The sequence below is a fragment of the Enterobacter sp. EGD-HP1 genome (assembly GCF_000733275.2).
Lineage (GTDB): Bacteria > Pseudomonadota > Gammaproteobacteria > Enterobacterales > Enterobacteriaceae > Enterobacter.
Genome location: NZ_AVOP01000008.1, coordinates 63,222 through 85,805, shown reverse-complemented (window position 1 = coordinate 85,805; position 22,584 = coordinate 63,222). Strand labels below are relative to the sequence as shown.

At 52.2% G+C, this 22,584-nt stretch carries 24 protein-coding genes and 3 pseudogenes; 5 read left to right on the top strand and 22 right to left on the bottom strand.

Translation table 11 applies throughout. From position 1 onward, the window contains the following. Nucleotides 1-29: 29 nt before the first annotated feature. The 14 genes from N037_RS07800 to N037_RS07735 form a co-directional block, all read right to left on the bottom strand. Complete coding sequence (locus tag N037_RS07800) at nt 30-431, bottom strand: cag pathogenicity island Cag12 family protein (RefSeq protein WP_032640099.1); 402 nt, start codon at nt 429-431, stop codon at nt 30-32. Further along, entirely contained in the window at nt 418-1,467 is a 1,050-nt protein-coding gene (gene virB11, locus N037_RS07795) for a P-type DNA transfer ATPase VirB11 (RefSeq protein ID WP_050511226.1), read from the bottom strand. Before virB11 ends, N037_RS07800 begins: the two co-directional genes overlap by 14 nt. A 3-nt stretch (nt 1,468-1,470) precedes the next feature. Then, nucleotides 1,471-2,667: a VirB10/TraB/TrbI family type IV secretion system protein gene (gene virB10, locus N037_RS07790; protein ID WP_032640097.1), complete on the bottom strand. Its 1,197-nt coding sequence runs from the start codon at nt 2,665-2,667 to the stop codon at nt 1,471-1,473. Further along, nucleotides 2,664-3,557: a P-type conjugative transfer protein VirB9 gene (gene virB9, locus N037_RS07785; RefSeq protein WP_032640095.1), complete on the bottom strand. Its 894-nt coding sequence runs from the start codon at nt 3,555-3,557 to the stop codon at nt 2,664-2,666. The genes virB10 and virB9 overlap by 4 nt, the downstream gene beginning before the upstream one ends. After that, a complete protein-coding gene (locus N037_RS07780; RefSeq protein ID WP_032640093.1) occupies nt 3,550-4,236 on the bottom strand; it encodes a virB8 family protein in 687 nt (228 codons plus the stop codon). The genes virB9 and N037_RS07780 overlap by 8 nt, the downstream gene beginning before the upstream one ends. Then, complete coding sequence (locus N037_RS25045) at nt 4,229-4,369, bottom strand: hypothetical protein (protein ID WP_032640091.1); 141 nt, start codon at nt 4,367-4,369, stop codon at nt 4,229-4,231. Before N037_RS25045 ends, N037_RS07780 begins: the two co-directional genes overlap by 8 nt. Before the next feature lie 78 nt (nt 4,370-4,447). Then, nucleotides 4,448-5,446: a type IV secretion system protein gene (locus N037_RS07770; RefSeq protein WP_032640089.1), complete on the bottom strand. Its 999-nt coding sequence runs from the start codon at nt 5,444-5,446 to the stop codon at nt 4,448-4,450. 43 nt (nt 5,447-5,489) lie between these two features. Beyond that, nucleotides 5,490-5,744, bottom strand: a complete 255-nt coding sequence (locus N037_RS07765) for an EexN family lipoprotein (protein WP_050511225.1) — start codon at nt 5,742-5,744, stop codon at nt 5,490-5,492. Between the two features lie 11 nt (nt 5,745-5,755). Beyond that, on the bottom strand, nt 5,756-6,472 hold the full coding sequence (locus N037_RS07760; RefSeq protein WP_032640087.1) for a type IV secretion system protein: 717 nt from the start codon (nt 6,470-6,472) through the stop codon (nt 5,756-5,758). An 18-nt stretch (nt 6,473-6,490) separates the two neighbouring features. After that, nucleotides 6,491-9,241, bottom strand: coding sequence for a VirB3 family type IV secretion system protein (locus N037_RS07755; RefSeq protein ID WP_032640085.1), 2,751 nt, complete (start codon nt 9,239-9,241; stop codon nt 6,491-6,493). 9 nt (nt 9,242-9,250) lie between these two features. Beyond that, entirely contained in the window at nt 9,251-9,550 is a 300-nt protein-coding gene (locus N037_RS07750) for a TrbC/VirB2 family protein (RefSeq protein ID WP_032640082.1), read from the bottom strand. A gap of 9 nt (nt 9,551-9,559) precedes the next feature. After that, a complete protein-coding gene (locus N037_RS07745; RefSeq protein WP_032640079.1) occupies nt 9,560-10,222 on the bottom strand; it encodes a lytic transglycosylase domain-containing protein in 663 nt (220 codons plus the stop codon). Nucleotides 10,223-10,330: 108 nt separating this feature from the next. Next, nucleotides 10,331-10,522, bottom strand: a complete 192-nt coding sequence (locus N037_RS07740) for a hypothetical protein (protein ID WP_032640077.1) — start codon at nt 10,520-10,522, stop codon at nt 10,331-10,333. Then, nucleotides 10,512-10,826 (bottom strand): hypothetical protein, encoded by a 315-nt coding sequence (locus tag N037_RS07735; RefSeq protein WP_032640076.1) that lies wholly within the window; start codon nt 10,824-10,826, stop codon nt 10,512-10,514. The genes N037_RS07740 and N037_RS07735 overlap by 11 nt, the downstream gene beginning before the upstream one ends. A 299-nt stretch (nt 10,827-11,125) precedes the next feature. On the opposite strand from N037_RS07735, the gene N037_RS07730 reads away from it, so the two are divergent. Then, entirely contained in the window at nt 11,126-11,476 is a 351-nt protein-coding gene (locus tag N037_RS07730; RefSeq protein WP_231686678.1) for a helix-turn-helix domain-containing protein, read from the top strand. A gap of 1,659 nt (nt 11,477-13,135) precedes the next feature. Further along, nucleotides 13,136-14,683 (top strand): methyl-accepting chemotaxis protein, encoded by a 1,548-nt coding sequence (locus N037_RS07725; protein WP_032640074.1) that lies wholly within the window; start codon nt 13,136-13,138, stop codon nt 14,681-14,683. A 207-nt stretch (nt 14,684-14,890) separates the two neighbouring features. Here N037_RS07725 and N037_RS23645 read toward each other — a convergent pair. The 3 genes and pseudogenes from N037_RS23645 to N037_RS07720 form a co-directional block, all read right to left on the bottom strand. Beyond that, a pseudogene (locus N037_RS23645) lies at nt 14,891-15,077 on the bottom strand (type II toxin-antitoxin system RelE family toxin); the annotation flags it as partial. A gap of 12 nt (nt 15,078-15,089) precedes the next feature. Beyond that, nucleotides 15,090-15,212, bottom strand: a pseudogene (locus N037_RS23640) (type II toxin-antitoxin system RelB/DinJ family antitoxin); the annotation flags it as partial. A 21-nt stretch (nt 15,213-15,233) separates the two neighbouring features. Continuing rightward, nucleotides 15,234-15,644: an ASCH domain-containing protein gene (locus tag N037_RS07720; RefSeq protein WP_032640072.1), complete on the bottom strand. Its 411-nt coding sequence runs from the start codon at nt 15,642-15,644 to the stop codon at nt 15,234-15,236. A 138-nt stretch (nt 15,645-15,782) separates the two neighbouring features. On the opposite strand from N037_RS07720, the pseudogene N037_RS23630 reads away from it, so the two are divergent. After that, a pseudogene (locus tag N037_RS23630) lies at nt 15,783-16,065 on the top strand (transposase); the annotation flags it as partial. A 57-nt stretch (nt 16,066-16,122) separates the two neighbouring features. Here the strand turns inward: N037_RS23630 and N037_RS07715 are convergent. The 5 genes from N037_RS07715 to N037_RS07695 are packed head-to-tail and all read right to left on the bottom strand — an operon-like array spanning nt 16,123 to nt 20,274. Then, the gene (locus N037_RS07715) at nt 16,123-16,743 is read right to left on the bottom strand and encodes a tetratricopeptide repeat protein (RefSeq protein ID WP_156369716.1); all 621 of its coding nucleotides are present in this window, start codon (nt 16,741-16,743) and stop codon (nt 16,123-16,125) included. After that, a complete protein-coding gene (locus N037_RS07710) occupies nt 16,740-17,546 on the bottom strand; it encodes an SDR family oxidoreductase (protein WP_032640069.1) in 807 nt (268 codons plus the stop codon). Before N037_RS07710 ends, N037_RS07715 begins: the two co-directional genes overlap by 4 nt. Next, nucleotides 17,533-18,198 carry a TenA family transcriptional regulator gene (locus N037_RS07705; protein WP_032640067.1) on the bottom strand — a complete coding sequence of 222 codons (666 nt, stop codon included), beginning with the start codon at nt 18,196-18,198 and terminating at the stop codon, nt 17,533-17,535. Before N037_RS07705 ends, N037_RS07710 begins: the two co-directional genes overlap by 14 nt. Beyond that, nucleotides 18,195-19,637: an AMP-binding protein gene (locus N037_RS07700; RefSeq protein WP_032640065.1), complete on the bottom strand. Its 1,443-nt coding sequence runs from the start codon at nt 19,635-19,637 to the stop codon at nt 18,195-18,197. The genes N037_RS07705 and N037_RS07700 overlap by 4 nt, the downstream gene beginning before the upstream one ends. Beyond that, nucleotides 19,627-20,274 carry a thermostable hemolysin gene (locus tag N037_RS07695; protein ID WP_032640143.1) on the bottom strand — a complete coding sequence of 216 codons (648 nt, stop codon included), beginning with the start codon at nt 20,272-20,274 and terminating at the stop codon, nt 19,627-19,629. The genes N037_RS07700 and N037_RS07695 overlap by 11 nt, the downstream gene beginning before the upstream one ends. A gap of 162 nt (nt 20,275-20,436) precedes the next feature. Here N037_RS07695 and cybB point away from each other — a divergent pair, with 162 nt between their 5' ends. Together cybB and hchA are read left to right on the top strand one after the other, a co-directional pair. Continuing rightward, on the top strand, nt 20,437-20,985 hold the full coding sequence (gene cybB, locus N037_RS07690; RefSeq protein WP_032640141.1) for a cytochrome b561: 549 nt from the start codon (nt 20,437-20,439) through the stop codon (nt 20,983-20,985). A 487-nt stretch (nt 20,986-21,472) separates the two neighbouring features. Beyond that, the gene (gene hchA / locus N037_RS07685) at nt 21,473-22,324 is read left to right on the top strand and encodes a glyoxalase III HchA (protein ID WP_032640063.1); all 852 of its coding nucleotides are present in this window, start codon (nt 21,473-21,475) and stop codon (nt 22,322-22,324) included. The last annotated feature ends 260 nt before the right edge of the window (nt 22,325-22,584 follow it).

The following is a 22,584-nucleotide window of genomic DNA, read 5'->3' as shown; positions in this document are numbered from 1 at the left end:
GGTCTGAAGGACTCAGACACCTACCGCCGTTATCGGTAGAAGATAATTTCCGACGTGTTGCAGGTCAGGCAGCCGGGGCGGGGACGATACTCAACGATCCCGTGATAGCCGCCATCACGTAACCATGTTTTGGCCGCAAAGTAGCGCTGGCCGTCCGGGGCGTTCACTACCGCCCGCGAGGCGTGCGCCACCGCGTACCACTGTGTGGCCGGGTAAACCCCGCCGGGTTGGAAGTGGGCAAGCACCTGCGACCAGTGCCCCTCCGTTACCGACGAGGCCACGACCAGGCGGTTAGGTTCCCATACCGGCAGGGTGGCCGTTACCGGCTGCGCCGGTTGCGACCAGTTAACGGCCGCAGGCTCCGGCGGCGAGGAGCAGCCCGCCAGGAGGACGGCCAGCGCCGTCAGGCCGGTCAGTTTAGGCAGCATCATTGAAACTCTCCTTCATGGCCTGCATGTGCAGGGGTTTAAAATAAACGTCGTTCATGCGGCGCACGTTGCCGTGAACGTCAACGCTCGCGATAACGTCAACGCAGTGCAGAACCTTGCGCAGCAGAACGTCAACCGGCATGCCACGGCACGCCGGGTGCTCATAGCAACGGTCAATCAGCCCGGAGATACACTCGCGCGGGCTACCCGCGTGAAGGGAGGACATAAACCCCTCGTGCCCGGACTCAATCAGCTTGAGGGCATCCCACGCCTCGCGCCCGCGGACTTCGGCAAGCAGCGGGCGGTCGGGGTTCATACGGTAGATGGCGCGCACCAGTCGATCGGAGGTGACGATCGCTCCCTCCCCGGCGTCTGCCGGATAGAACAGGTGAACGTAGTTTTTCTGGCTGTAAAACTTCAGCTCCGGGTTGTCCTCGATAGTGATAAGGCGCAGCCAGTCCGGGATGTAGCGCAGCAGCATCTTCATGTAAGTGGTTTTTCCCGAACCGGTTTCCCCCACCACAAACAGCGTTTTGCCGTACTCGACGCACTTTTCCATAAATAGCGGGATATTCCCGCTCTGATAGAGCGCGCTAAGCTCGTCGTCTCTGGATACCACCTTCTCAATACCCTTTACCCGATCATAAAAACCGTCATCGATGTACGACTGATGCGTGCGCTGGAAATAATCCGGCTTACGCAGGGTGATCGAGATGGTGTTGCGCTCGCAGGCCGGGGGCACCACTATCTGGCAGCGTTCCCCGGTCGGCAGCGTGGCCGAGAGGATGGGCGAGGTATCATCAATGGTGTCGTTATTCCACACGGCCAGCGCCCTGGCAAAGGACGAGCACTGGCGCAGCGTGACCGGCGAGGCGTGCATTTCCCAGCGCCCGTTAATTTTTGTGTGGATCTCGCCGGGGCGGTTGATGGCGATCTCCGTCAGCCCCTCCCGGCTCAGGTAGTCCCCGAACAGCAGGTCGCGCAGGTGTGACAGCGCGACGTTGCCCTCTGACGGGGTATCAGTCAGGTTATCGTCCATCGCTTACCTCATGCGCAGTCTGTAGACGTCTGAAAAATCAATATCCGCCCCGGTGACAAGGCCAATCACATCCCCCTGGTTGAGGTACATCGTTGGCGGAATGTTGATGCTGTTTTCCAGCAGCGTTTTTGCCATTTCCGCCGTGGCCGCGCGGGTATTCTCCGTATAGTCGGTGTTGCGATCCCTGCCCGGTGACGAGCCGGAGGCCGCTGCGGCAATATCCTGTACCGAACCGAGCAGGAGGGTATTACCTATCCGCTCCAGCCAGTGATTGTCTATCCAGCCCGCGACGCCGTTCTCGCCCATCGCGCCCACGGCCTGGCTGTCAGCCATCGGAATCACCAGGCGTCCGGGTTCAGGCGTGCGCAGCTCGGTGATGGCGAGAAAAAGCCGCCCCTGCCCGTTTTTCAGCGTTCCGGTGCGGTACAGGCCGCGCGCTTCAGTCCCAGCCGGGATAAGGGTCACGGCATTGCTGGCGCTGTAAACGTCCTCGCTGATAAGACACTTGAAACGCCCGCCCACGTCCGAAACGAAGCGCTGCATCATCGCGCAGGGGATATGTCTGTCGGACGGTATATACAAATCCGGATCGAGACCGAGCCGCTTCACGCCGGTGATGCGCGCCAGCCCGTTATCCTGCGCCTGTCCTGCTGGCGTCGCAGAGCCCGGCGCGGACGCGCTGCCCGCTGACGGTGCGTTACTGCCTGTCGTGCGTTTAGGGGCGCTGGTAGTACTCACCGTGCCGCTTTCTGCCATGGCGCTGACCTTGTCAAACGTTACGGGGGCCTGCGATTCGGGCGGCGACGCGGCGGTATCGTCCGGTTCTGTCTTCTCCTGCCCGGCGCTGTCTGTCAGCTGCCCCAGCGGGTTCAGATCCCGTCCGATGTTCTGGCGTTCGCGGGCAGGGGAGGTGGTTTGCGCTTCCGGTTCACGGCTGGCGCGCGACGCGCTGCCGTCTCCCTTCAGTTTCCCCATCAGATAATCCCCGCCGGTGGCGATAATGACCAGCAATACCAGGCTGATAACGGCCAGCACGAGCGTGCGGTGGCTACGTCGCTTCGCGTGCTGCACCACCTGCGGCTGTCCGGGCTGCACCGCGCCTGCGGCGGGTTTGTCGCCGTCAATCTCTGCCCGCGCCCGCTCGCGTGCTTCCGCCTCCAGTTCGGCGGCGGTTTTAATGTCTTCCTGTTCGTTCATCATTTGCTCTCCAGTTTCACGTCCGGTGAGACGGTGCTGCCGTTCGCCACGGTGACTTTCCCGTAACTGCCGTTTTCAATCCCCACGACCTGGCTGCCGTAGCGCAGCACAAAGCGCGGGGAAAGCGAGCGCAGCACCATCACCCGGTAGTTGCCCTCGGTGCTGAAGGTCGGGGTGATCACTTGTTCGCTGCCGCCGACGATAACCGTCGGCGACGGGATCAGCTTCTGCGGGGAAAAGCCGAGATAGGTAAACCGCCCGTCGTCATACGCAAAATCCGGGGTGATGGACGCCGAGCCTGCCGCCACCCTGCGGGTGTAGTTCCAGTTGCGCGGCGCGGTGGATTTCTTCAGGGCAAGCTGAATGCGCTCTTTTTCCTGCGCGGCCTGAAGCTCCTGCTGACGTGCGAGGCGGGCGGCGTCGTTCTGCCTGCGTGTGTCGTCGGGGTAGCTGAAGCGCACCACAAAGGCGAGGTTTCCCGCCTCGCGGTCGCTGTCGATCACGTTCAGCATCAGGCTGTAGTCGCGCTTCGTGGTGGTCACAAACAGGTTGGTTTGCCAGTCCTGCTGTGTGGGGGTGAAAATCTTCTGGACGGTTTTGCCGTCCGCATCCGTGACCGGCTGCTTCACCGGCGCGGGGCTAATCCCCACGCGGTTACGGTCGGGCGTGATCGTCCAGCCCTGCGGAAAACCGGCCGTGGCGGTGATCACCTCCTCGTCGGCGTCAAAAACCAGCGTCGTGATGTAGCCCGCCCTCGTGTTGATAACCGTCGTGTTCTGGCTGTTGTAGGGGATGTTCTGCATGCGGCTGTCATAGGCGCTGCCGCGCGGTGTCGCCGCACCCCATGCTGACGCGGCGGTCAGCAGAAGGGCACACATCAGCACTTTATTCATCGCTTTTCTCCTTAAACCGCTGATAACTGGTGACCGTGAAGCCGAACGGGTTCACCTCGCGCTCGGAGGCCGTCATTTTCTTCTGCGGGAAATAGCGGTAGGTCATGCGAATCGTCCAGTAATCGTGCGTCTCGGTGTTGTCCTTGACCTTTCGAATGGTGCGCTTAATGCGCATCAGCTCCACCATGCTGGAGCCGGTGCCCGCTGAGGGCACATTGGAGAGGATTTCTACCGTGACAACATAGGCTGCTTTCTGGAAAACGGCGTCCGGGGCATCGGGGCTGTCAAACCAGTCGAGATATTCCTTGTTGACCGCGTCGCTGTTGAACATCTGCGTCTCCCTGTAGTCCTGCTGAAGGGCGAAATAGTTGTACCCCTCGCGGCGCTTCACGTAGCTTGCAGACTGCGACAGATTGAGCACCTCGGAGGTGTCCAGCTTGTCCTCGCCGACGGTGGTGACGCGCTCGATGCGCCCGGTCTGACGGTCGAGTGTGTACAGCTCCACGGTGGTGGTTTTGAGCGGCAGAAGCAGGATAAGGGCGGAAAGGGCGCAGACGAGCAGCAGCCCGGCGAGCGCCGCCAAGATCCAGCCCGCCTTTTTCATGCGCAGATCCCGCTCAAGAATGGCGTTCTCAAACGAGCGCGAGTCGCTCAGGGCTTTGGCGGTAAGTTCAGACATGAGGGGTTAACTCCTGAATAATGGCCGGGGAATTGACCGGCTCGGGGTTGCCCGACACGGGCGGAAGTGAGGTATTTCGCTGTGCACAGCCTGCAAGCAGGCACAGCATCAGCAGCGTGATGCCGTATTTCATGGTGATTTCCTGTTATGAAAGACGTGACGAAGCCGCAGGACGCCGTTGCGGCGTCCCGCCGGATTCAGTCATGCGGGGTTATCGTTGATAGCGTTCCTGCATCCTCTGAACGGCGGCGCGGCTGCGGCTGCGCGCATCGCCGGAGGTGCGGGAGGCGGTGGAGGCCGTTGCGCTGCCGGTGCTGTTCAGGTTCTGTGAGGCTTTATCTCCCACGCTACCCGCTGTGTTGGAGACGATTTTCTGACCTGATCCTATTCCCGATGCGGCGAGTGCCTGCGCGGCACCCTGCGCGGATGCCCCTGCGAGCGCCTCGGCGAGTTTCCAGGTCAGCACCATCACGGCAGCCGCACCCGCCGTGCCGAGGAAGACCTGAACGGCCAGGGTCAGGTAGTTGGCCTCCGATGCGTTTGTGGCGCCCGCCAGAATGTAGTCCAGATAATTCATCACTACCGTCAGGGCGATGCCACTGAACAGGGAGGTAAGGATGCAGCCCAGAATAATTCTGAGCCAGTTGCTGAACATATCCCGGAACCATGACCACATCAGGCAATAGATAAAGATCGGCGCGGTTGCCAGCATCAACAGCATCACCAGTTCGGCGATCAGGTTGATGATGGCAGTGATGCCAACCAGTAACGCTACGCCTGCCCAGATTAGGAACTGCGCCAATACGCCTTTTAGGGGAACGTAAGTCGATGTATCGTATGTATAAAGCTTTTCTCCAAGTTTCTGAGATTTATCCCAGACCGTATCCAGCCGCGTCCATATGGATGCATCGCCGCTGAAGCCGTCCCGCAGGCCGGTGATGGCATCCGAAACCAGATCGAGATAGCCTCCGGCGTTGGTGACGAAAATCATGATGATGAGCATCCGGCTCACGTCCCAGACGATCTCCTCGAAGGGGCGGACAAGCTTGCCTGCCATCGTCTGGTAGGCGCGCCACGTGATGTACAGCGAGAGCACCGCGACGGAGAACAGATGCGCCATCCATCCCCCCGTCGTGGCGGCCACGCCGTTCAGTACGCTGTCAAACCCCTCCATGATGTGGCTGTTTAGTCCGACAAAAATTCCGCTCATAGTGCGTCCCCATGTCGAAAATGAGCATTACTTTTTGGTAACGTCATTTATTGTTATAGCGTTTGATAATTTCATTATGTTCCACAATAACATCCGGCTTATCTCGCTCAATTTTGTATGCCGTATTTGCGTGCGCGCAATCTTCGGCTTGCCAGGTGTTATTGTTCAGGCACTCCTCATATTTCTTGAGCATGTCGTCATGATGTGCCGTATACCACTCCACGGAGGTTTTATCCTCGCAGCCGGTCAGCGCGGCCACGGAGGCCAGTACAATAAAGGTCAGTGTCTTCAGTTTCATGGGGTCACCTGTCAGTTAAGGTCTGCGATAGGAGCGGTGCGCATCTGCTCGGCCTGCGCCTTGCGGCGCTGTTCGGCAAGCAGCTGGTTGCGCATTTCGCTTTGTTTGACGGACATTTCCCACTGTGAGGTCAGCGCGTTCAGCTGGATGCTTCGCGCGGCCACCACGTTCGCCAGATCCTGCGATTCCTTGCTGTCCTTCGCATTCTCAATGCGACCGGCGAGATCGGTAATATCGCGCAGCGTGTCGTCAATTTTTTCCTGAATATCCGAGGTGTCCTCGACGGACACCGCCTGATTCAGGAGCATCTGCTTGCAGCTGTCCCGGTACGCCTCGCTGGCGTTCTCAGGGCAGCTGTCGAACAGCTTGTATTTGTCATACAACCTGTTCAGTTCTCCAGCATACGACCCGCCGGAGTTCGTCAACAGGTCGTTTAACGAAATCCCCCTGTTTTTCAGATTTTTAATGTCAGTTGTCAGATTCTTCGCCTGGTTCAGGAATGCCTGCACGTCCCGAATGCCGGTGGCCGCCGCCAGCTGTTCTTTATAAGCGTTCATCTGCGCCTGGTAATGTTCGACGGTGTGCTGCCACTGCTGGAGCTTCTCAGCCCACTGCTTCATATCGTTAGCGTTGGCAACTTCATCGAACACGGGAATACCGGCCTGAGCCGGGGTGTGAAAGAGACATAAGGCGACGCTCAGCGCCGCCAGGGTGGTTTTCAGCTTCATGGTGTTATCCTCTTGTGATTAAACGGCACGCCTCAGCATTTCGTCTTTCCAGTCCTCCGGCTGCATTCCCTCCAGCCAGATTTCGTCGAAAATTTTCAGGTTATCCGCACTGGCACTGAGCAGCTTCGTGTAGCGCCCCAGCCCGGACAGGTCGAGGGTGATTTGCGCGATATACGGGCGCACGTCACCGCGCCGCAGCGGAGATTTCATGATCACCATCTGGCGGGCATAGGGGTCGAGCGTGGTGACAATATCGAAGACCGGTTTCGGCACCCGCAGCATGTCCACGTAGTCGCTTTCCTTAGCCTGCTGGTTCGCCATAAAGATCCGTGTGCTGCACTGTTCGATGATGGCCGCCGAGATCTCGTGCTTGCACATCTCCTCCGGCGACTGCGTGGCCGGGAAAAAAATGCCGTTGAGCTTTCGGATAACCTTCAGCATGTCGAGGGCGAATTTTGAGAACTCCGGGTCCTGAAGCCATTTCCAGAATTCATCCATGAAAATGACCAGACGCCGACCGTCGAGCAGGCTGGTCACGCGGTAAAGCAGATAGAAGGTGAGCGGACTGCGCACGTCCTTGTCGTCCAAGAACTCCGTGCCGTCGATGCCGAAATTATCAATATTGTCGATATCAAAGGTATCCACGTCGTTATCAAAGACCCAGCCAAACTCTCCGCCCTGCGCCCACTGCTGGAGACGGATGCGCAGCCCGTTTATCCGCGCGTCCTTCGTCGGGGCTTCGTGCAGCACTTCCAGAATGCGGGTGATACCGTTGCGGCGCAGCTCCGGCGGGTAGTCCAGCATGATGGTATCTACCGCCTCGCTAAGACGCTCCTCGTCACGCGGGTCGAGCGGTTTGCCGTCGCGCGTGCAAATCATACGCATCAGCTTCTTTAGGAAGTTGCGGTTACGCTTCGTCGGGGCGAGCGCAAAGGGGTTAAGGCCGGTTTTCTCGCCTGAACGGAAACGGAAGTACGAGCCACCCTGGAGGCGTATCGACATTTCCGCCGAACGGTCTTTATCAAAGACCACTGAGGTGAAGCGCTTTTTCGTCGCCCCCGGCGCAAACGACTCAGGACGCCGGTATTTCTGCATCAGGTGCTGAAACATCATCAGCAGGGTCGATTTACCCGTCCCGGTGCTGCCGAGCAGCATACAGTTGCCCGGCGGCTTCTCGCCTAACTCGTCCACGTCTGCCTGGCTGTTGTGAAGACTGACGTACTGACAGCCCCCGGACGGGGTCGGCACCACGGCAATCGCCTCTCCCCAGGCATTCCCGTCCCGCTTGTGCGGGTGGAAGTTGTGAAACGACACCATTTCGGCGTAGTTGAGGCTGCTCACCGGCACCAGGCGCGGGCGCATGTCATACACGCCCGGCAGCTGCGCGAGGTAGGCTGCCGTCAGCGACTCGCGGGACAGGGTCATGATGAACCCCAAATCCTTCAGCGTATCAGCCAGGGTGTTGGTGTCCTGGATAACCTCCTCGCTGGTCGGGGCGCGGATAATCAGCGTCTGGTGATACCTGCCGAACGAGATAATGCCGGACTGAAGCATGTCGCGGGCAACCTTCAGATCTTCCTGCTGGGACACCGCATCGTCCTCGGCTGACTTCAGACGCTTCTCGATCGTGCGGATGCAGCCGCGCGCTTCATCTTTGCCCATGCAGGTATAGGACTGCGTCAGCACGTACCGGCAGCGGGCATACAGGAGCGAGTCATACAGCCCGGTGACGGTTTCAGTTCCGTAATCCTTGATTTCCAGCCCGCGAAAGTAACTCTGGCCGTCGATGTGGCTGACCTGGCCAATGTCGGTGGAGGGGAAGATGTCTGTGCCGCCGAGCACGTCATAGAACGGGGTGCGCGTGACCCGGACTTTCTGCCACCTGCCGGTGATAAGGTAGTTGTAAAAGGCGAGCTGAGAGGAGAACACCCTGCCGTTCTCCTCATACGTGCCGAGCGGCCGCGCCGAGTAGCGCGACAGCGCCGTGCCGATCGATTCCTGGTACTCCAGCATCACCTGCAGTGCGTTGTCGAGGAGGGTTTTGCGTTCGCCCAGAGACTTCTGCTTCATGGCTGCCCGCTCGATGCCGGTGTGCGGATTGAAGCAGGCGGTGAAGAAGAGGCGGCGGCGGTAGAACGGTTTGTCCTTCCGCGAGGCGTAGAACAGGCGCGCTATCTCGTCTGAAAACGCAATCCCGGACTGACACTCAAGCGAGTCGGTAAATTCGTCGCTCACTAGGTGGGTATAAAAGGTAAAGGGCAGCCCCTCAAAGGAGCGGATAACGTTGTTGAGCTGCATGTCCAGGGTGGCGAGGTAATGCTCGTCCTCGCATTCAAAAATGGTGCCGCCGATCTCCCAGGTGCTGACAAAGTCACCTTTTTTGTTCTTCACCACCTGCTCGTGCAGGTGGGAAGACCAGGGGAGATAGCGGGACAGCGGGATACTCTCGTTGAGCCGCATATGTTTTATAAACTCCGTAACGTCAATGGCGTCGTACTGGTTTGCGACAAGCGCCTTTGTCCCGAAATGCCGGGTTGCCGCGCGGTTGCCGCGCGTTTTAAACGCCAGCAACTTCAGGTCAAAGAAATGAATGTCCTCTTTTGCCAGGCGTCTCAGCTCGATAAAGGCAGGAATGAGCAGCAGGAGAAGCCAGTAAAAGCGTGACCAGACGGCCGCCAGGGTAAGGATGCACAGGGTGAACAGCAGGGGGACAAGCGGGACCCCCCACAGCGCCGCCGGTCGGGTCAGCGCCTTGTTGAGGATGGTCATGCTGCCTCCTTAGGCCGAGAAGTAGGCACCGAACCCGGACGCCCCGGCGAGCAGGACGCCCGCCCAGAAAACGCGCTGGAGATCGTGCCAGGCCTTTCCGTCAACCAGCATCTTGTAGGCGATAAAGGCCACCGCACAGCTAATGGTGACGACCGACATACTGGTGAGGCCGATGAATACCCAGTTAATGGCGTCGCTGCCCTTCTGAAATGCCTGGTCGGCGCTGGCCGCCAGTGCAGGAACGGTAGGCAGGGCGAGGAGAGAGGCCATCAGGCGGGTTGCGGCGTTTTTGATGGTACGAAAAGTCATGATTTTTCCTTAATCAGAAGACACAGCGAGGCCGCCGCGCACGACGTTTGGCGGATAAGCGGGTACGCTGGTCAGTGTTGTGTCGAGTGCCGGTATAACGCCACGTATGACGCTGTCCGGGTAAACGGTGTTGTCGGACGGGACGGCGGGCGCTTTCTCGGATGCTGGAGAGATTGCCTGCCGTTCTGCCCGCGTTGAGGGCACAACGTAGCCAATACGCTGTACGTAGCTTGTGTTGCCGAACGCGCTTTCCGGGCGCTGACCGGTTTCAAAGTTGCCGGAGTAATAGCAGCTCAGGGCGCGCTGTAAGGTGCCTCCTCGTTGATAACAGTCGGTGATGATTTTCGCGGCAACACTCATGTTGTCGCACGGATTTAACATGGATTCGGCGCTGACGCCGAACTGCGGGAAATTAGTGCTGGTTATCTGCATCAGTCCCACCGAATAACGGTGTTTCTTCTGCTTAATGTCCTCCACAATTTTTAACGCCTCGTCTTTCGACGTTGGCAGATGAGAAATAACGCGGCTCCTGCCGCCCTTTACCGGAACAATTTCAGCAATGGCATACGGATTTAAGCCAGATTCGGTACGGGTAATGTCGTGAATGGTATCGGGGTGAACGGCGGGGGCACACTGCATGGCGAGCTGGAACAGCGCGGCAGTGGTTAACATAGTAATCCTTCAGCAAATTTTCATTTCACCATGGAGCTTTTTAGTTTCGATGTTATAGATAGCTTCGTTACCTTCGACCTAAGAAAGAATTGACCTTGTGTTCAGTTTCTAAGTCGTAGATGCATTGTTCTTTCTATAGAGTAAAATATCACCATTTGCATAGTCTTTATTGATATCAAGAATATACTTCCCTTGGGTGTCAATAAGAGCCACTCCGATTTTAGTTAAGGTTGGTTTGTCTATGTTTTTAACTGAATATACAATATGCGTATGTTCTATATTTTCGTCTTCATTCAACATGTTTTTCCCGGTCATTAAGTTGTTGAGTAATTAAATCAATTCGTTTTAGCTTTTTCGCAATCAGAACCGAGGATTTAGAGTTTTTCTTCCCCTGTTCTTTTTGAGTAATAATAGCAATCTCCATTCTCAGACACGCGCGCTCAATCAGCAATTCTCTCGTGTGCTCTGGTAGCTCTTTTGTGGTCCAGCTCGAGTTGATGGCTGATGAAATGCGATCTCTGCGACAACTTAGGCGCTTGTCACCGGCCATTATCGCAAATTTATTATTTTTCAGGGCTTTTATACGAACCTTTTGCATAGTCATATCTACTTCTCCATTGCATAAGTAATCCGTCGGAATTCGGGAGCACAAGGAAGGCTTGGATCAGACGGCTTAACGATGCAGAGGAAGGCTCAGAAGATGCGGGCACACCATTAATCTCCTCTAGACGCGGGTCACGGCTGATCTGCTGTCAGGTTCTAGAGAGCTAACGCGTGTGTTGCGTGCGGGTATCATACATCCGTTGTTGAAATAATCTAAACAAATTATATTTAGTTAATATTATTTTACCGACACGGGCGCGCGATATCCATATGATTGCCGGAAGCAAATCACAGGTTAAGATGATGGTTCCCAAACGTTTAAGAGCAGCACGACATAGAGCTGGTTTGTCTCAGGAGAAATTCCTGCAGTTAACTAACGTGGAAGCTGTCAGTGATAAATCGCAGATTTCAAATTACGAATCAGGTCGACACTCACCGCCTTTTGAATTTGTGGTGCAGATTGCTAAGGCGCTGAACTATCCAGAAGCCTATTTTTATACGGTGGATGATGATTTTGCAGAGCAAATCCTGTTGATACACAGGAACAAAAACAATCCTGATTTCAATCCATATTTTAAACCTTTAAAAGAAGCGCTTGATGCTGTTAATGCTTTAAAAAAGATGTTAGATAAAGCTACAGGTACAAAATAGAGTTTCTTACCGTCAACTGGCGCAGCGCGATCTCACTCGCCCCTGAAAATGTCGTCTCCTCAAGCCCTGGGTTACGGCTAGTTGCTGCTATTAACTTTTAAAAGAGCATGAGGTTGTCAGGGATATGCTAGTACGGTGTCACACTCTCTGTAAATAGCCAAAATATCGCCAGTATACTGTTGTGGATTCCATTTTACATGGTTGAAAGTTCTCTTATGAAGCAATGCTTTCAGTCAATTGTTTTGTCTAAGATCATGCTTTTGGTGTGAAAGATCGTGTAAGCCAGAGTAAATAGATCATTTGTCTGTAGGGTTACATACACCGCTTCTATAAATCTTTATCTTTAAAGTCAATTGGTTATGGTTTTTTATTATTCTGAAATAAAAAATTCTATTATATTTGAGAAAAATCACCCTTGTCGCAAGAATAATCTGAAACCATAAGTTAACTGATTGATATAATTGTGTGTTTTGTTGGGGTGGGGTTAAAATATAAAAAAATCGTTTCAGCTAAGATATTTTCAAGGATGGACTTTTTATTAGGTTTCCTTGTTAAATAATTTAGTTTATAACGGAGGGTGTAATTTTTTAATGATTAATGTAGAGGTGCAATAACCGTCTGAAGGTGATAGCTGTTGTATTGAAATTAATCCGGAGAACTTCAGAACTGGATACTAAGACGGCTCATAATTTGTTGGGTGCTAAAATTCAGTTAAAACCTTATTAGTTGTGGAGAAGCCCCAGGATTACGGGGCGCACTGCTACTGGAAGACGGGCCATGCTTCCCTGCAACGTAGGGTATTGAGGCATAAAAAGCCAGAACCATTGTGGTGAAGCACACTTGCACGAGAACGTCGAACGAGAGCATCACTTTCGGATGCTTGTGAATAAATACTAAGAGGCTGTACAGGTAAGAGGCTGTGGAAACCATCAGTGATGTCTGGCGTGGAAGTGGAGTACATTAATAGCTGTTACATTATTTGAGTGATACTTATTTACCGAACAAACAAGGCCTTTCCATAAGTGATCTGGGAGTGTATCTGCCGTAAGGCTGCAGCATGTAAACCTTGAAGCTAAGTTTAATGGGATGGAGGCTGATGGTAGATGAGGATTTCTTACAGACAATTAAAGGGTCTGCACTGTGTACTTACTCAGGCAAGGCTGAAGGAATGTTGCATTTTGATTCGTTTTGACATATTTTGAAATGAGTAATGGCTTTTATTTAGTATGGCGAATTTAAAATAATTGCAAGTTAAAAAAGTTATAAAAAATATATTTTAAATATAAATGTGATTTTCATCGAGCTGCACCTTTAAAAAGGGTAAATGATCGTTACTTAAGCCTAAAAAGGTTCTGTTGAGAACACAAGTTAATGAGATAATGACACTAGAGTAATCCTAAAAAGATAAAGGTGTTCAAAAATATTACAATCTAATTGCATTTAGTGTTTGTATCTGATTTTTGTGGGTTGGGCTAAATATCTATAGCCACACTGTAATTGATGTTTTTTTAATTTACTTAAACACTAAAGAAATTGGTTCACCTGCCGATTAGCATTGCTGTGGGAAAATATTTGCATTTTCTTATTAACCACAAAAATTAAGCCGTTATTACATTCATCTCTTGAAGATGAACATATGCTAATCATTAAGGAAGAATAATGTTCAAAAATCTCAATATCAGCACCCGGCTTACCATGGCATTTGGCGTGATAGTTGTATTGATGACAGTTGTCTGCGGATTGCTCTACATGAGCTTCGACAGGGTAACGGCTGTTAGCAAACTTAATGTCCACAGCTATAAAGTTGTTGATAATCTGCGCACAGTTACAGAGAACCTCATTAATATGGAAACAGGCATCCGTGGATTCGCACTCACGGGTAAACAGGATATTCTTCAGCCATTTTCTGAGGGGGATGAGGCGTTTAGACGCGGAGTAAGTGAGCTCTTAACACTCACAAGTGATAATCAATCACAACAAAATAAATTTTTAAAAATTTCTCAGCTTGAAGATGAATGGAAAAATTCATTTGCCCTTCCGTTAATCCAGAACAGGAACGAAGTTACAAAAGGGTCGCTCAATATGGATTCATTCATCTCTGGACTTGAACACAACTCCGGCAAAGCTCAAATGGATCGTATCCGTGACGTTATTAATGAAGCGCTGCGTGATGAATATAGCATCATGTCAGAGCGGCAGGCACGCCTTGCTGATGAGCGTTTTAAAACGCGAATGATGATTGTTATTGGCTTGCTCGCAGCCGCTGTCACCGCGCTTCTTGCGGGTACCTTGTTATCACGCAGTATTCTCAATCCATTAAAGCATGCAGTGAATACGGCTGATACCATCGCGTCGGGTGATCTTACATCGGTTATTACAATCGACCGAATGGACGAAACAGGCAAGCTGCTCATGGCTCTTGATAACATGCAACAGAGATTAAAATCGCTCGTCACTGAAATCAAAATCACTGCTTCTTCAGTCGATCTTGCGGCCGGGGAAATCGAGCAGGGCAATATGGAGTTATCTTCCCGTACTGAGGAACAGGCCGCTGCTTTGCAACAGACAGCTGCCAGTATGGAGCAGTTAACAATGACCGTTCGCAACAATACAGAAATTGCTGAACATACGGCTATGTCCGCCAGAAAGACAGAAGAGCTGGCCCGGGAAGGGGAGTCTGCTGTTGGTGAAATGAGCGAAACGATGCAAAAAATATCGGCAAATGCACTTAAAATTAAGGAAATTACGAGTGTCATTGAAGGGATTGCTTTCCAGACAAATATACTTGCATTGAACGCTGCGGTAGAAGCTGCACGCGCTGGTGAGCATGGGAGAGGTTTCGCTGTTGTCGCCACAGAAGTGAGAAATCTTGCGCAGAGAAGCGCTAGTGCATCAAAAGAAATCGGCTCCTTAATTGAGAACGCAGTCGATAATGTCGATAATGGCGTTTCTGTAGCCTCTAAGACAGCAGAGACAATTTTACGTGCTGCAACCAATGTTGCTTCACTGGCACAGTCAATGGATAGTCTTTCTATGGCCTCAGTAGAGCAAATGCAGGGGATTATGCAAATCAGTACCGCTGTTACACAAATGGACGGTGTGACGCAGGGAAATGCTGCGCTCGTTGAGCAGTCTGCTGCCGCATCTCAGTCGCTCAGTGAACAATCCAGGTCTCTGAAGCAGATGACTGATAACTTTGTTATTTAAAGATCCATTGGCACCATAATTTATGGTGCCTTTTAATGTCGTCAAATGGAGAGGTAGTATTTTCCTGTACTTTTTTTGAATGGGCCTCTTATCTGGCGGAGTACGGGAGAAATGTTGCAGAAAGCGGATTATTTACCCTTATCAGAGTGTCAACGCAAAGCATAAGTGTTCCTTCACAGCGAAACAGAGACGCCATGCTTTGTTTCTGAGAATTTGTTTGATCGCTTCGCTATATACTTCTGAGCGTTCTTTTTTTTCCAAAAGAAATCACGAAGGCGACAACTTTCTCGTCTATGACCTGATATACAAGACGATAGTCTGAAGCTGAGAGCTTAATCTTGTAACAATCAGACATACCACGGAGATTCTTCGCTGCAATCCTGGGCGACTCAAGCTCAGCATCTTAATCACTTAGGAATGCCTCTTTGAAGGGCAAGCGTTCATTATCAGCAATATTTTCGAGCCTAAGACGAAGCGCTTCAGGGGAAGTTACACCCAATTTTTCAAGGGTGGCGTAAGGGGGATACAACGTTAGTCCGTTTACCTTGTCTTACACTATCTCAACCAATTCAAACTCTTCTGCGATCAATTCCATATCTTCAGAAAAATGACCTTCGCGGGTGAAAAATCTCTTATGCTCTTTCTGCCAGTATTCAAGGCTTAAATCGCCTTCACCTTCCTTGCGGGCGAACGCCTCAGTCACATCACAAAAACGTACCAACCGCATTGAAACCAGTCTGGTAACGCAGACAGGAACATTCTGGCCATCAAGAATAATGTTATAACTCCCAATTTTCGGGGCAGACTCCTCCTGCTGGAAAGAGGCAAAAGATCCGCAAGAGGCAGTTTTAATCCCTTTTTTGATCAGGTCCGCAAGCTCACTAGCGAGTTCCGGGCTGTCACCCATTTGCCAGGCATCTTCGCCGGGATACTTTATTTTTATTTCCTCAATCTCAATCATTAACATCCCTTGTTTATCGTCGATGAAAAACAAAATTTATACATTTTTTTAGCATGACTGTCTCGACATTATCAATGATGCCTTCATTAAATGGTGTGGTCCGTGAATCTCCACAGGTTTAACAGACACTAAAAAAAAAGCGCTCATCGTTATCCCAAAGAGTTTGAAGTTTAAGCAGTCAAACAGGTTGTTGATCGTAGTTATTCTGTTTCCAACGTTACAATAAGCCTCGATATCATCACCCACAGCCTTTATGCCTTGAGAAAGAAGTACGCTCCGTTTTCTTTCACTAATAAAGAACAGTCAGATGCTCAGGCCGAGATCCGCCGTCTTCAGAAAGAGCTGAAGCGGGTTGCTGATGAACGGGACATCTTAAAAAAATCTGCGGGGTACTTCGCAAAGCTGTCCGACTGAACTTAGAAGCATCTACCGTCCAGCCCTTGAAGGCTGAACGGTATAAGATTTATCGATGTTGTTTCTATGGAATGCTTGCCAGGTCTCTCTCAATGTCATGGCGGCGACCATTGTCAGCGATTTCGCGCCCCGGACGAGGTGGTGCTTTTAGCGCTTTTGTTAGATAGAGCCTGGCTTGATCTGTTTTTTTCTCTTTTAAAAGATAATCACCATAGAAATAGTTAGGGTCGATACCCTCAGGGTTGATGGCCAGCGCTTTTTTCAACATCTCCTCAGCTTTGTCTTTATCCCCAAAACCGATTGGCCAACCGGGGACCTGGTAATAAAGAGCACCCAGGCTTGTCCAGGCTGAACCTTGAAGAGCGTTGGGATCAATTTCAATCGCTTTCTCCAGGTTATTACGGGCTTCTTTAACCAGACTCAGAGCACCCAGACCACCTTTGGCGCCAGCCCAGCTACTATCAATTATTGCGCTCCAAATCAAAAGAGGGGCGTTAGTGTTGTTTTTTAACTGGCTTGCTTGATGGGCTTTCTGACTAAGTGAACTAAAGCAGTTTTCTTTTTTGGCTTCCAGCGTTTGGTATTGGCACACAGACCAGTCGTGTTGTAAGTTCTCTAATGACGTTTCCGCGAAGGCGGCAGTCGGAAAAACAGTCATAATCAGCAGTACATTCAGGGTTCTCATTTGTTTTCTCCTTTCAGGGATTTACGGGCGAACTCCTGAATGACAGGCAGTTTTTTTCCTAACGCGCCGTCGACGACGTTGGGAAACCAGGCATTAATTTTGACGAACAGACGCTCCATTACGCCAAAACGATACCGTTTCTGTTCCGTTTCAAGCAGCCGCACCAGCCGGGTTGCCACCTGCACCGGCGAGTCAGTGTTGTTTCCCAGTTTTTTGTTCAGGGCATTAACATGAATGTTGTTTAGTGAAGTTTCCGTTGCACGCGGCGCAGCATAAAGAACGGTAATACCGCTTCCCTGTAACTCCCGGTCAAGGGCTTCGGAAAAACGGTGTGTCGCAGCCTTGGTCGCGCTATAGACGCTCCACGCTGGATGACCAATTTCCCCAAAAATTGAACCAATATTCAGTACGATACCTGGCGCATTCATTATTTCCAGTAAGGCCCGAGTCAGCAGGGCCGGGATTTCGATATTGGTGCGGATCTGTTCGCGGATGTCGTCAAAGGATTGCTGTTCAAACAGGGCAAAACGGCTACTTCCTGCATTGTTGATCAGAATATCCAGTCCGCCATTCTGTGAAAGCCGGTCGGCCAGCGCCGAAATTTCGTCGTCGGAATAGCTCTGCATCAGTACGGTATTGTGCCTATCCGGATGCGGAAGGGTATTCTGCAGCAGAGACATTGCCTTTTCATTGCGTCCGACGAGATACAACCTCGCGCCTCTCTGGGCCAGCTCTCTTGCCAGCGCCTGACCGATTCCCCCACTGGCGCCAGTAAGCAGAATAGTTTTGTTAAGCAGGTTCATGAGTGCTTTCTCCCAGCTGATCGAGCATCTGACCATAGAGATGATAAATGCGACGCGCTGTATGGATGATTGCGTCCTGATCGCTCTTGTCGGTGACTGAATCCATCAGAGAGGCAAAGAATTGCAGATGCCCCTGATCCAGTTCGCCATGAGAACGGAGGTAGGTTGTCGCCTGTTCCGGCAGGGTCAGCGTCTTCTCCAGCTGCGCTGCAACGGTTGAGGCGATGGATACGCTGGTTCCTTCCAGAACGAGCACCATGCCAAAGATACTCATCGGATTGACCCGCTCGATACGGTAGTAGAGATAAGCGATCATCATTTCGATGGGCAGTCCCGGTACGCCGTTTCTGACGGCCTCCGCATTCCCCCCGCAGGCGCGGATATCATTGAGTATCCACTCCTGATGCCCGTATTCTTCATCAATGTATTCTGCAATTGCGCCGCGTACGGCTTCATGCGATGCAGGAAGCCGGCTGCCGGCACACATCAACAGAGGAACGGTATGGCTGACGTGATAATACGCCTGCGTCAAAAAGGCGATGTACATATCCCGCGAGATATCGCCCGCCTTACAGCGCGCAATGGCCGGAGAGGCAAGTAAGCGTTGACGTTCGGCTGAGGTCTGGTTTTGTAATTCCTGATAAAAGCTCATAGGTCTTCCTCCTCACTGTATGCGAGAATGGTGTGTTTCAGGGACTGCCAGATGGCGTTTCGTTTAGGGCGGCCGTTAGCCGTGACCATCGCGGGAGAGGATATTTCACTGGTAAACAGTAAACGATGGAACCGGGCATAGTCAGGCAGGCGTGCGGATATCTGCATGAGCTGTTGACGCGCCAGCTCCTGCTGACCATCAAAAGCATCGACCAGCGCAATGTTGTGTCTCAAACCGTCACCAAAAATCACCACGCGGCGTACGGCGGGACATGCCATCGCTTCTGCTTCAGGCCATTCCGGGGAAAAATTACGGCCATATGCGTTAATCTGAACGTTTTTCTGTCGTCCGGTTATGTGGATAAACCCGTCTTCATCAATTGTTGCCAGGTCGCCTGTGTCCACTCCCGGCCCCGCTGGCTCCTCCCCTAAATACCCCAGGGCATTGGCAGGGCTGATTACGCTCAGCTGCCCTGAGCGAGCGACGGTCACGTGGATGCCGGGCAGAGGTCTGCCGACACGGTTCCTTTTTACCGCGCCGGGCAGATTCAGCGCGACAACGGAACCACACTCTGACAACCCATACCCTTCAAAAACGGGCAAGCCCGACTGTGTTGCAAGCTCCATTACTGGCGTCGGCACTTTCCCGCCCCCCACCGCGACAAAACGCAAGGAACGCGTGCTCTCTGGAACCGTCTGATGCAGATGAACCAGCAGGCGTAAAATTTCAGGTACCAGAACAAGGGTTTCCGGTGCCCATGCCGTTAATGCCTGTAAAAAGCATTGGGGATTGAACTGACTGGACCCTTCAAAGCCTGTCCGCGCGGTCGGTAGTATTACTGTCTCTGCACCCAACAGTAAGGGAATATAGATACCGCACAAATTCTCAAGCAGAATACTGAGCGGCAGGCTGACCAGGTGCCTTTTGAGGGCGATCGGAGCCAGCGCGTCAGCCAGTGTCTGTGCGCTCCAGAACATCCCATTCAGGCTCAGGCAGACACCCTTGGGTTCGCCCGTTGTACCGGAGGTATAGGTGATCTTGGCCGTGCCCACTGGCAAGGGGGATGGGGCAGGTAATGGCCTTATCTGCAGTCGACCAAAAGGAAAGGCGTGTCTGCGCCATCCGGACATCGTTTCCCCGCCGATCTGGGCATCAACTGAAGCGGAAGCACGCACCCATTCTTTTTGCGTTTCTGAGAAAAAAGGCGGGACAGGCACAATCACGATCCCTGCGGACAGGCAGGCGAGATCGATAATCGCCCATTCTGGGCCATTATCGAGTTCAAGCGCCAGCCTGCTGATACCCAGTGAGCTGAGTTGCGTGGCGGCATGCGTGACGGCCTCAAAATATTGCCCCCAGCTCCACGTTCTGTTCTCGCCCTTCAGCGCCGTTTTATCCGGATATCGAAGCGCCTGCTGCTTCAGCGCATTAAGAAACATGATGTTCTCCCGATAGATTAAGCCAGGGGGCCTCCGGCAGCGAACTGACCAACGTCATCAACAGACTGCCCTGGGTCAGTACTGTGTGACCGCCTGCTAATTCACCGGCCATAATCTGCGGATCGTACTGGTAATATTTACCCCACTCATGGGCTGCTTTTCCTAGGCGAGCGGGATCTGCAGGCATCAGGGCGACTGGATGCAAATTCAGGCGATGGAAGGTATTACGGATTTTTTTCGTGCCGGTAAAAACAATCCATGAAAAATTGTATTCGGTCAGGACCTGACACAGGGCCGCAAACATTATGCGAGCGCTGGCACCGTCACACGCCGCAAAATTGCCGATTTCAACAATGGTGGCGCGAGGAATGGGCTGTGAGATACGTGACGATAGAATCGTCTCGATGGAATCCTCAAGATACTTTTCGAGATAGAGTGGGCCCTGAGAGGCAACCTGTACCCCGCTGGCAGCCTTAAGTTCACCATTTACATCGTAAAGGCCGATAAGCCAAGGCATGCAACGGGAGATCGAGGCGTGATAAACCCGATGATAATTTTCACGAATTAACGCAGAAATTTCATTATGTTCGTCTTCGCCGTGAAGCCATTTAAGTGTGTAAGGTGACATGATTCGCATGGTGAGACCTCTTATTAGAGTCTTATCAATGTGAGGCATAAATATTATGGAAACCTTAAGAGCGATTTATTTTTTCGTGATTTTTGATGGGGGATTCTTTATTAAGGTATTCTTAAGGAATAATCTTTAAAAAAGATAAAAACATCCACGTGGGTGCTCGTAATGAAAAGTGCATTTTCCAGAAGTCAGATAATTTTCCACTGGTTGGTTTTTTTAGCCATAGTGGTGGCATACGCTGCAATGGAGTTAAAAGGTTTTGCTCCAAAAGGCAGCACGGCACGCGCGACGATGGCTGCCGTACACTACACGGCAGGGGTAACTGTCCTGCTGCTTATGGCAGGCAGAGTCATTTTAAAAATCACCCATCAGGATCCCGATATTCTGCCTCCTCCGCCCCGCTGGCAGAAGGTAGCGTCAAAAATCACGCACGGGTTGCTGTACCTGATGTTTCTCGTCCTCCCGTCTCTTGGTCTCGCCTCCCTTTATTATGGGCAGGTGACGTGGTCATTCTTCGGAATAACACTACCAGTAGCCACGGTAGCCAACAAAAATACTCAGCACAGTCTGAAGGAATGGCATGAACTGATCGCCAATGCAGGATATTTTCTTATTGGCCTTCATGCGCTTGCAGCGTTATTCCATCACTACGTTGTGCGCGACAATACGCTTGTAAGAATGTTACCGGCGTTGGCGCGTAAAAATAAAAGATAAACATAATATTTAAAGTTGACGGCATTATCGTCGGGTCAGGAAACCTCAGTTAGTCTGGCATTCTTCTTCGCTGGCACGCTGAAGATGCGGTAAGCAGTAAAACGTTCGGTAGTGCACAGAATTACGAGCTATTCTGTATCAGCAACCTCTTTAGCATGCGAGTTCGACCTCGCGATGGCCATATACCCTGCTTCATCGCATAGGGGAATGTGCTGCCTTTCGTATTGATGGCTGTCATACGTATTTCAGGTGTTAATAGCCGGGGCGAATTTCTCCTTCCGAGATGAAGTAAGCTTACGTTAAACCGTCTGCCCGGAATCCGGACAGAATGTGACACGCTGGGGTGACAGGTTGCAGAATGCGGATTATTTACCCTTATCAGTACTGCCAGGACTGCTACGCTTAGCAGTCTCAGGCGCCTGCGGACAACAGGAATGTCCTTATATCTAAGGCAGGTTGCTTTCATTTTTCCGGATGAGGATGAACCATGACTGACGATGCCCGTAAACAGCCACAAATTGATCCTGCTGAAGAGAATGCCTTTTTTCCCTCCTCGTATTCGCTCAGTCAGTTTACCAGCCCTGTCTCCGACCTCAGCGGGGCAGATTATCTGAAGCGGTATACTGGCAGCCAAAAGATACTCGTGATTGCAGCGGATGAACGCTATCTGCCAACCGATACCGGGGCACTATTTTCTACGGGAAACCATCCCGTTGAGACCCTTTTGCCCTTATATCATTTGCGGGCCGCTGGGTTCGATTTTGACGTGGCCACCCTATCGGGGCAGATGGCAAAATTCGAGTACTGGGCGATGCCCCGTGAAGATGAACGTATTATGCCTTTCTTTCGGGAGACGCAGTCGAAATTCAGGATCCCGCAAAAACTATCTGATGTTGTCAGCCGGCTGACGAAAGACAATGAGTATGCCGCGGTCTTCATTCCGGGCGGGCATGGCGCCTTGATAGGGTTGCCCGGGAGCCAGGACGTGGCGGACACCCTACGCTGGGCCATGCAGGCAGATCGTGTCCTCATTTCACTGTGTCATGGCCCTGCCGCTTTTCTGTCCTTGCGCCATGGAGATAATCCGCTGAGTGGTTATTCGGTGTGCGCCTTCCCTGACAGTGCCGACAAAGAAACCCCTGCGATGGGATATATGCCGGGGCATCTGACCTGGTACTTCGGTGAGGCCCTGCAGAAAATGGGGATGAACATTGTCAATAGCGACATCAAGGGAACTGTACACAAAGATCGTAACGTACTGACGGGTGACAGCCCCTTCGCGGCGAATGCACTTGGCCAGCTGGCCGCAAACGAGTTGCTGGCCCGATTTGGCGAGTAATGGTTCAGAAGGGGCAGGGCGCAAGTCGGCTGCCCCGTTTTTTCGACTCTCTCCTGATCCTTAGTTCGGCTCCAGCACTAGTAAGAGAGGACCGGACACCATGATAAAAAGGCAATTATTAGTTACAACATACGTTAAGAGTTAATATCTCAACACCTGATACCCCTGCGCCATTCTGAAACAAACAGCCCCTCTTCACTATTTATCGTCCCCCGTGCACAGCGGTAACAACACTGCACACCTCTCCCCTGAAAAGCGCC

Coding starts and splice junctions, on each gene's coding strand:
- N037_RS07740 (WP_032640077.1), bottom strand. CDS start 10,522: ATGTTGAATGAAGACGAAAATATAGAACATACGCATATTGTATATTCA.
- N037_RS07700 (WP_032640065.1), bottom strand. CDS start 19,637: ATGTTTCTTAATGCGCTGAAGCAGCAGGCGCTTCGATATCCGGATAAA.
- N037_RS07760 (WP_032640087.1), bottom strand. CDS start 6,472: ATGAAGCTGAAAACCACCCTGGCGGCGCTGAGCGTCGCCTTATGTCTC.
- N037_RS07765 (WP_050511225.1), bottom strand. CDS start 5,744: ATGAAACTGAAGACACTGACCTTTATTGTACTGGCCTCCGTGGCCGCG.
- N037_RS07735 (WP_032640076.1), bottom strand. CDS start 10,826: ATGACTATGCAAAAGGTTCGTATAAAAGCCCTGAAAAATAATAAATTT.
- virB9 (WP_032640095.1), bottom strand. CDS start 3,557: ATGAATAAAGTGCTGATGTGTGCCCTTCTGCTGACCGCCGCGTCAGCA.
- N037_RS07800 (WP_032640099.1), bottom strand. CDS start 431: ATGATGCTGCCTAAACTGACCGGCCTGACGGCGCTGGCCGTCCTCCTG.
- virB10 (WP_032640097.1), bottom strand. CDS start 2,667: ATGATGAACGAACAGGAAGACATTAAAACCGCCGCCGAACTGGAGGCG.
- N037_RS07710 (WP_032640069.1), bottom strand. CDS start 17,546: ATGAACCTGCTTAACAAAACTATTCTGCTTACTGGCGCCAGTGGGGGA.
- N037_RS07725 (WP_032640074.1), top strand. CDS start 13,136: ATGTTCAAAAATCTCAATATCAGCACCCGGCTTACCATGGCATTTGGC.
- N037_RS07695 (WP_032640143.1), bottom strand. CDS start 20,274: ATGCGAATCATGTCACCTTACACACTTAAATGGCTTCACGGCGAAGAC.
- hchA (WP_032640063.1), top strand. CDS start 21,473: ATGACTGACGATGCCCGTAAACAGCCACAAATTGATCCTGCTGAAGAG.
- N037_RS07770 (WP_032640089.1), bottom strand. CDS start 5,446: ATGAGCGGAATTTTTGTCGGACTAAACAGCCACATCATGGAGGGGTTT.
- N037_RS07745 (WP_032640079.1), bottom strand. CDS start 10,222: ATGTTAACCACTGCCGCGCTGTTCCAGCTCGCCATGCAGTGTGCCCCC.
- N037_RS07750 (WP_032640082.1), bottom strand. CDS start 9,550: ATGACTTTTCGTACCATCAAAAACGCCGCAACCCGCCTGATGGCCTCT.
- virB11 (WP_050511226.1), bottom strand. CDS start 1,467: ATGGACGATAACCTGACTGATACCCCGTCAGAGGGCAACGTCGCGCTG.
- N037_RS07705 (WP_032640067.1), bottom strand. CDS start 18,198: ATGAGCTTTTATCAGGAATTACAAAACCAGACCTCAGCCGAACGTCAA.
- N037_RS07755 (WP_032640085.1), bottom strand. CDS start 9,241: ATGACCATCCTCAACAAGGCGCTGACCCGACCGGCGGCGCTGTGGGGG.
- N037_RS07715 (WP_156369716.1), bottom strand. CDS start 16,743: ATGAGAACCCTGAATGTACTGCTGATTATGACTGTTTTTCCGACTGCC.
- cybB (WP_032640141.1), top strand. CDS start 20,437: ATGAAAAGTGCATTTTCCAGAAGTCAGATAATTTTCCACTGGTTGGTT.
- N037_RS07780 (WP_032640093.1), bottom strand. CDS start 4,236: ATGTCTGAACTTACCGCCAAAGCCCTGAGCGACTCGCGCTCGTTTGAG.
- N037_RS07720 (WP_032640072.1), bottom strand. CDS start 15,644: ATGATTGAGATTGAGGAAATAAAAATAAAGTATCCCGGCGAAGATGCC.
- N037_RS25045 (WP_032640091.1), bottom strand. CDS start 4,369: ATGAAATACGGCATCACGCTGCTGATGCTGTGCCTGCTTGCAGGCTGT.
- N037_RS07730 (WP_231686678.1), top strand. CDS start 11,126: ATGATGGTTCCCAAACGTTTAAGAGCAGCACGACATAGAGCTGGTTTG.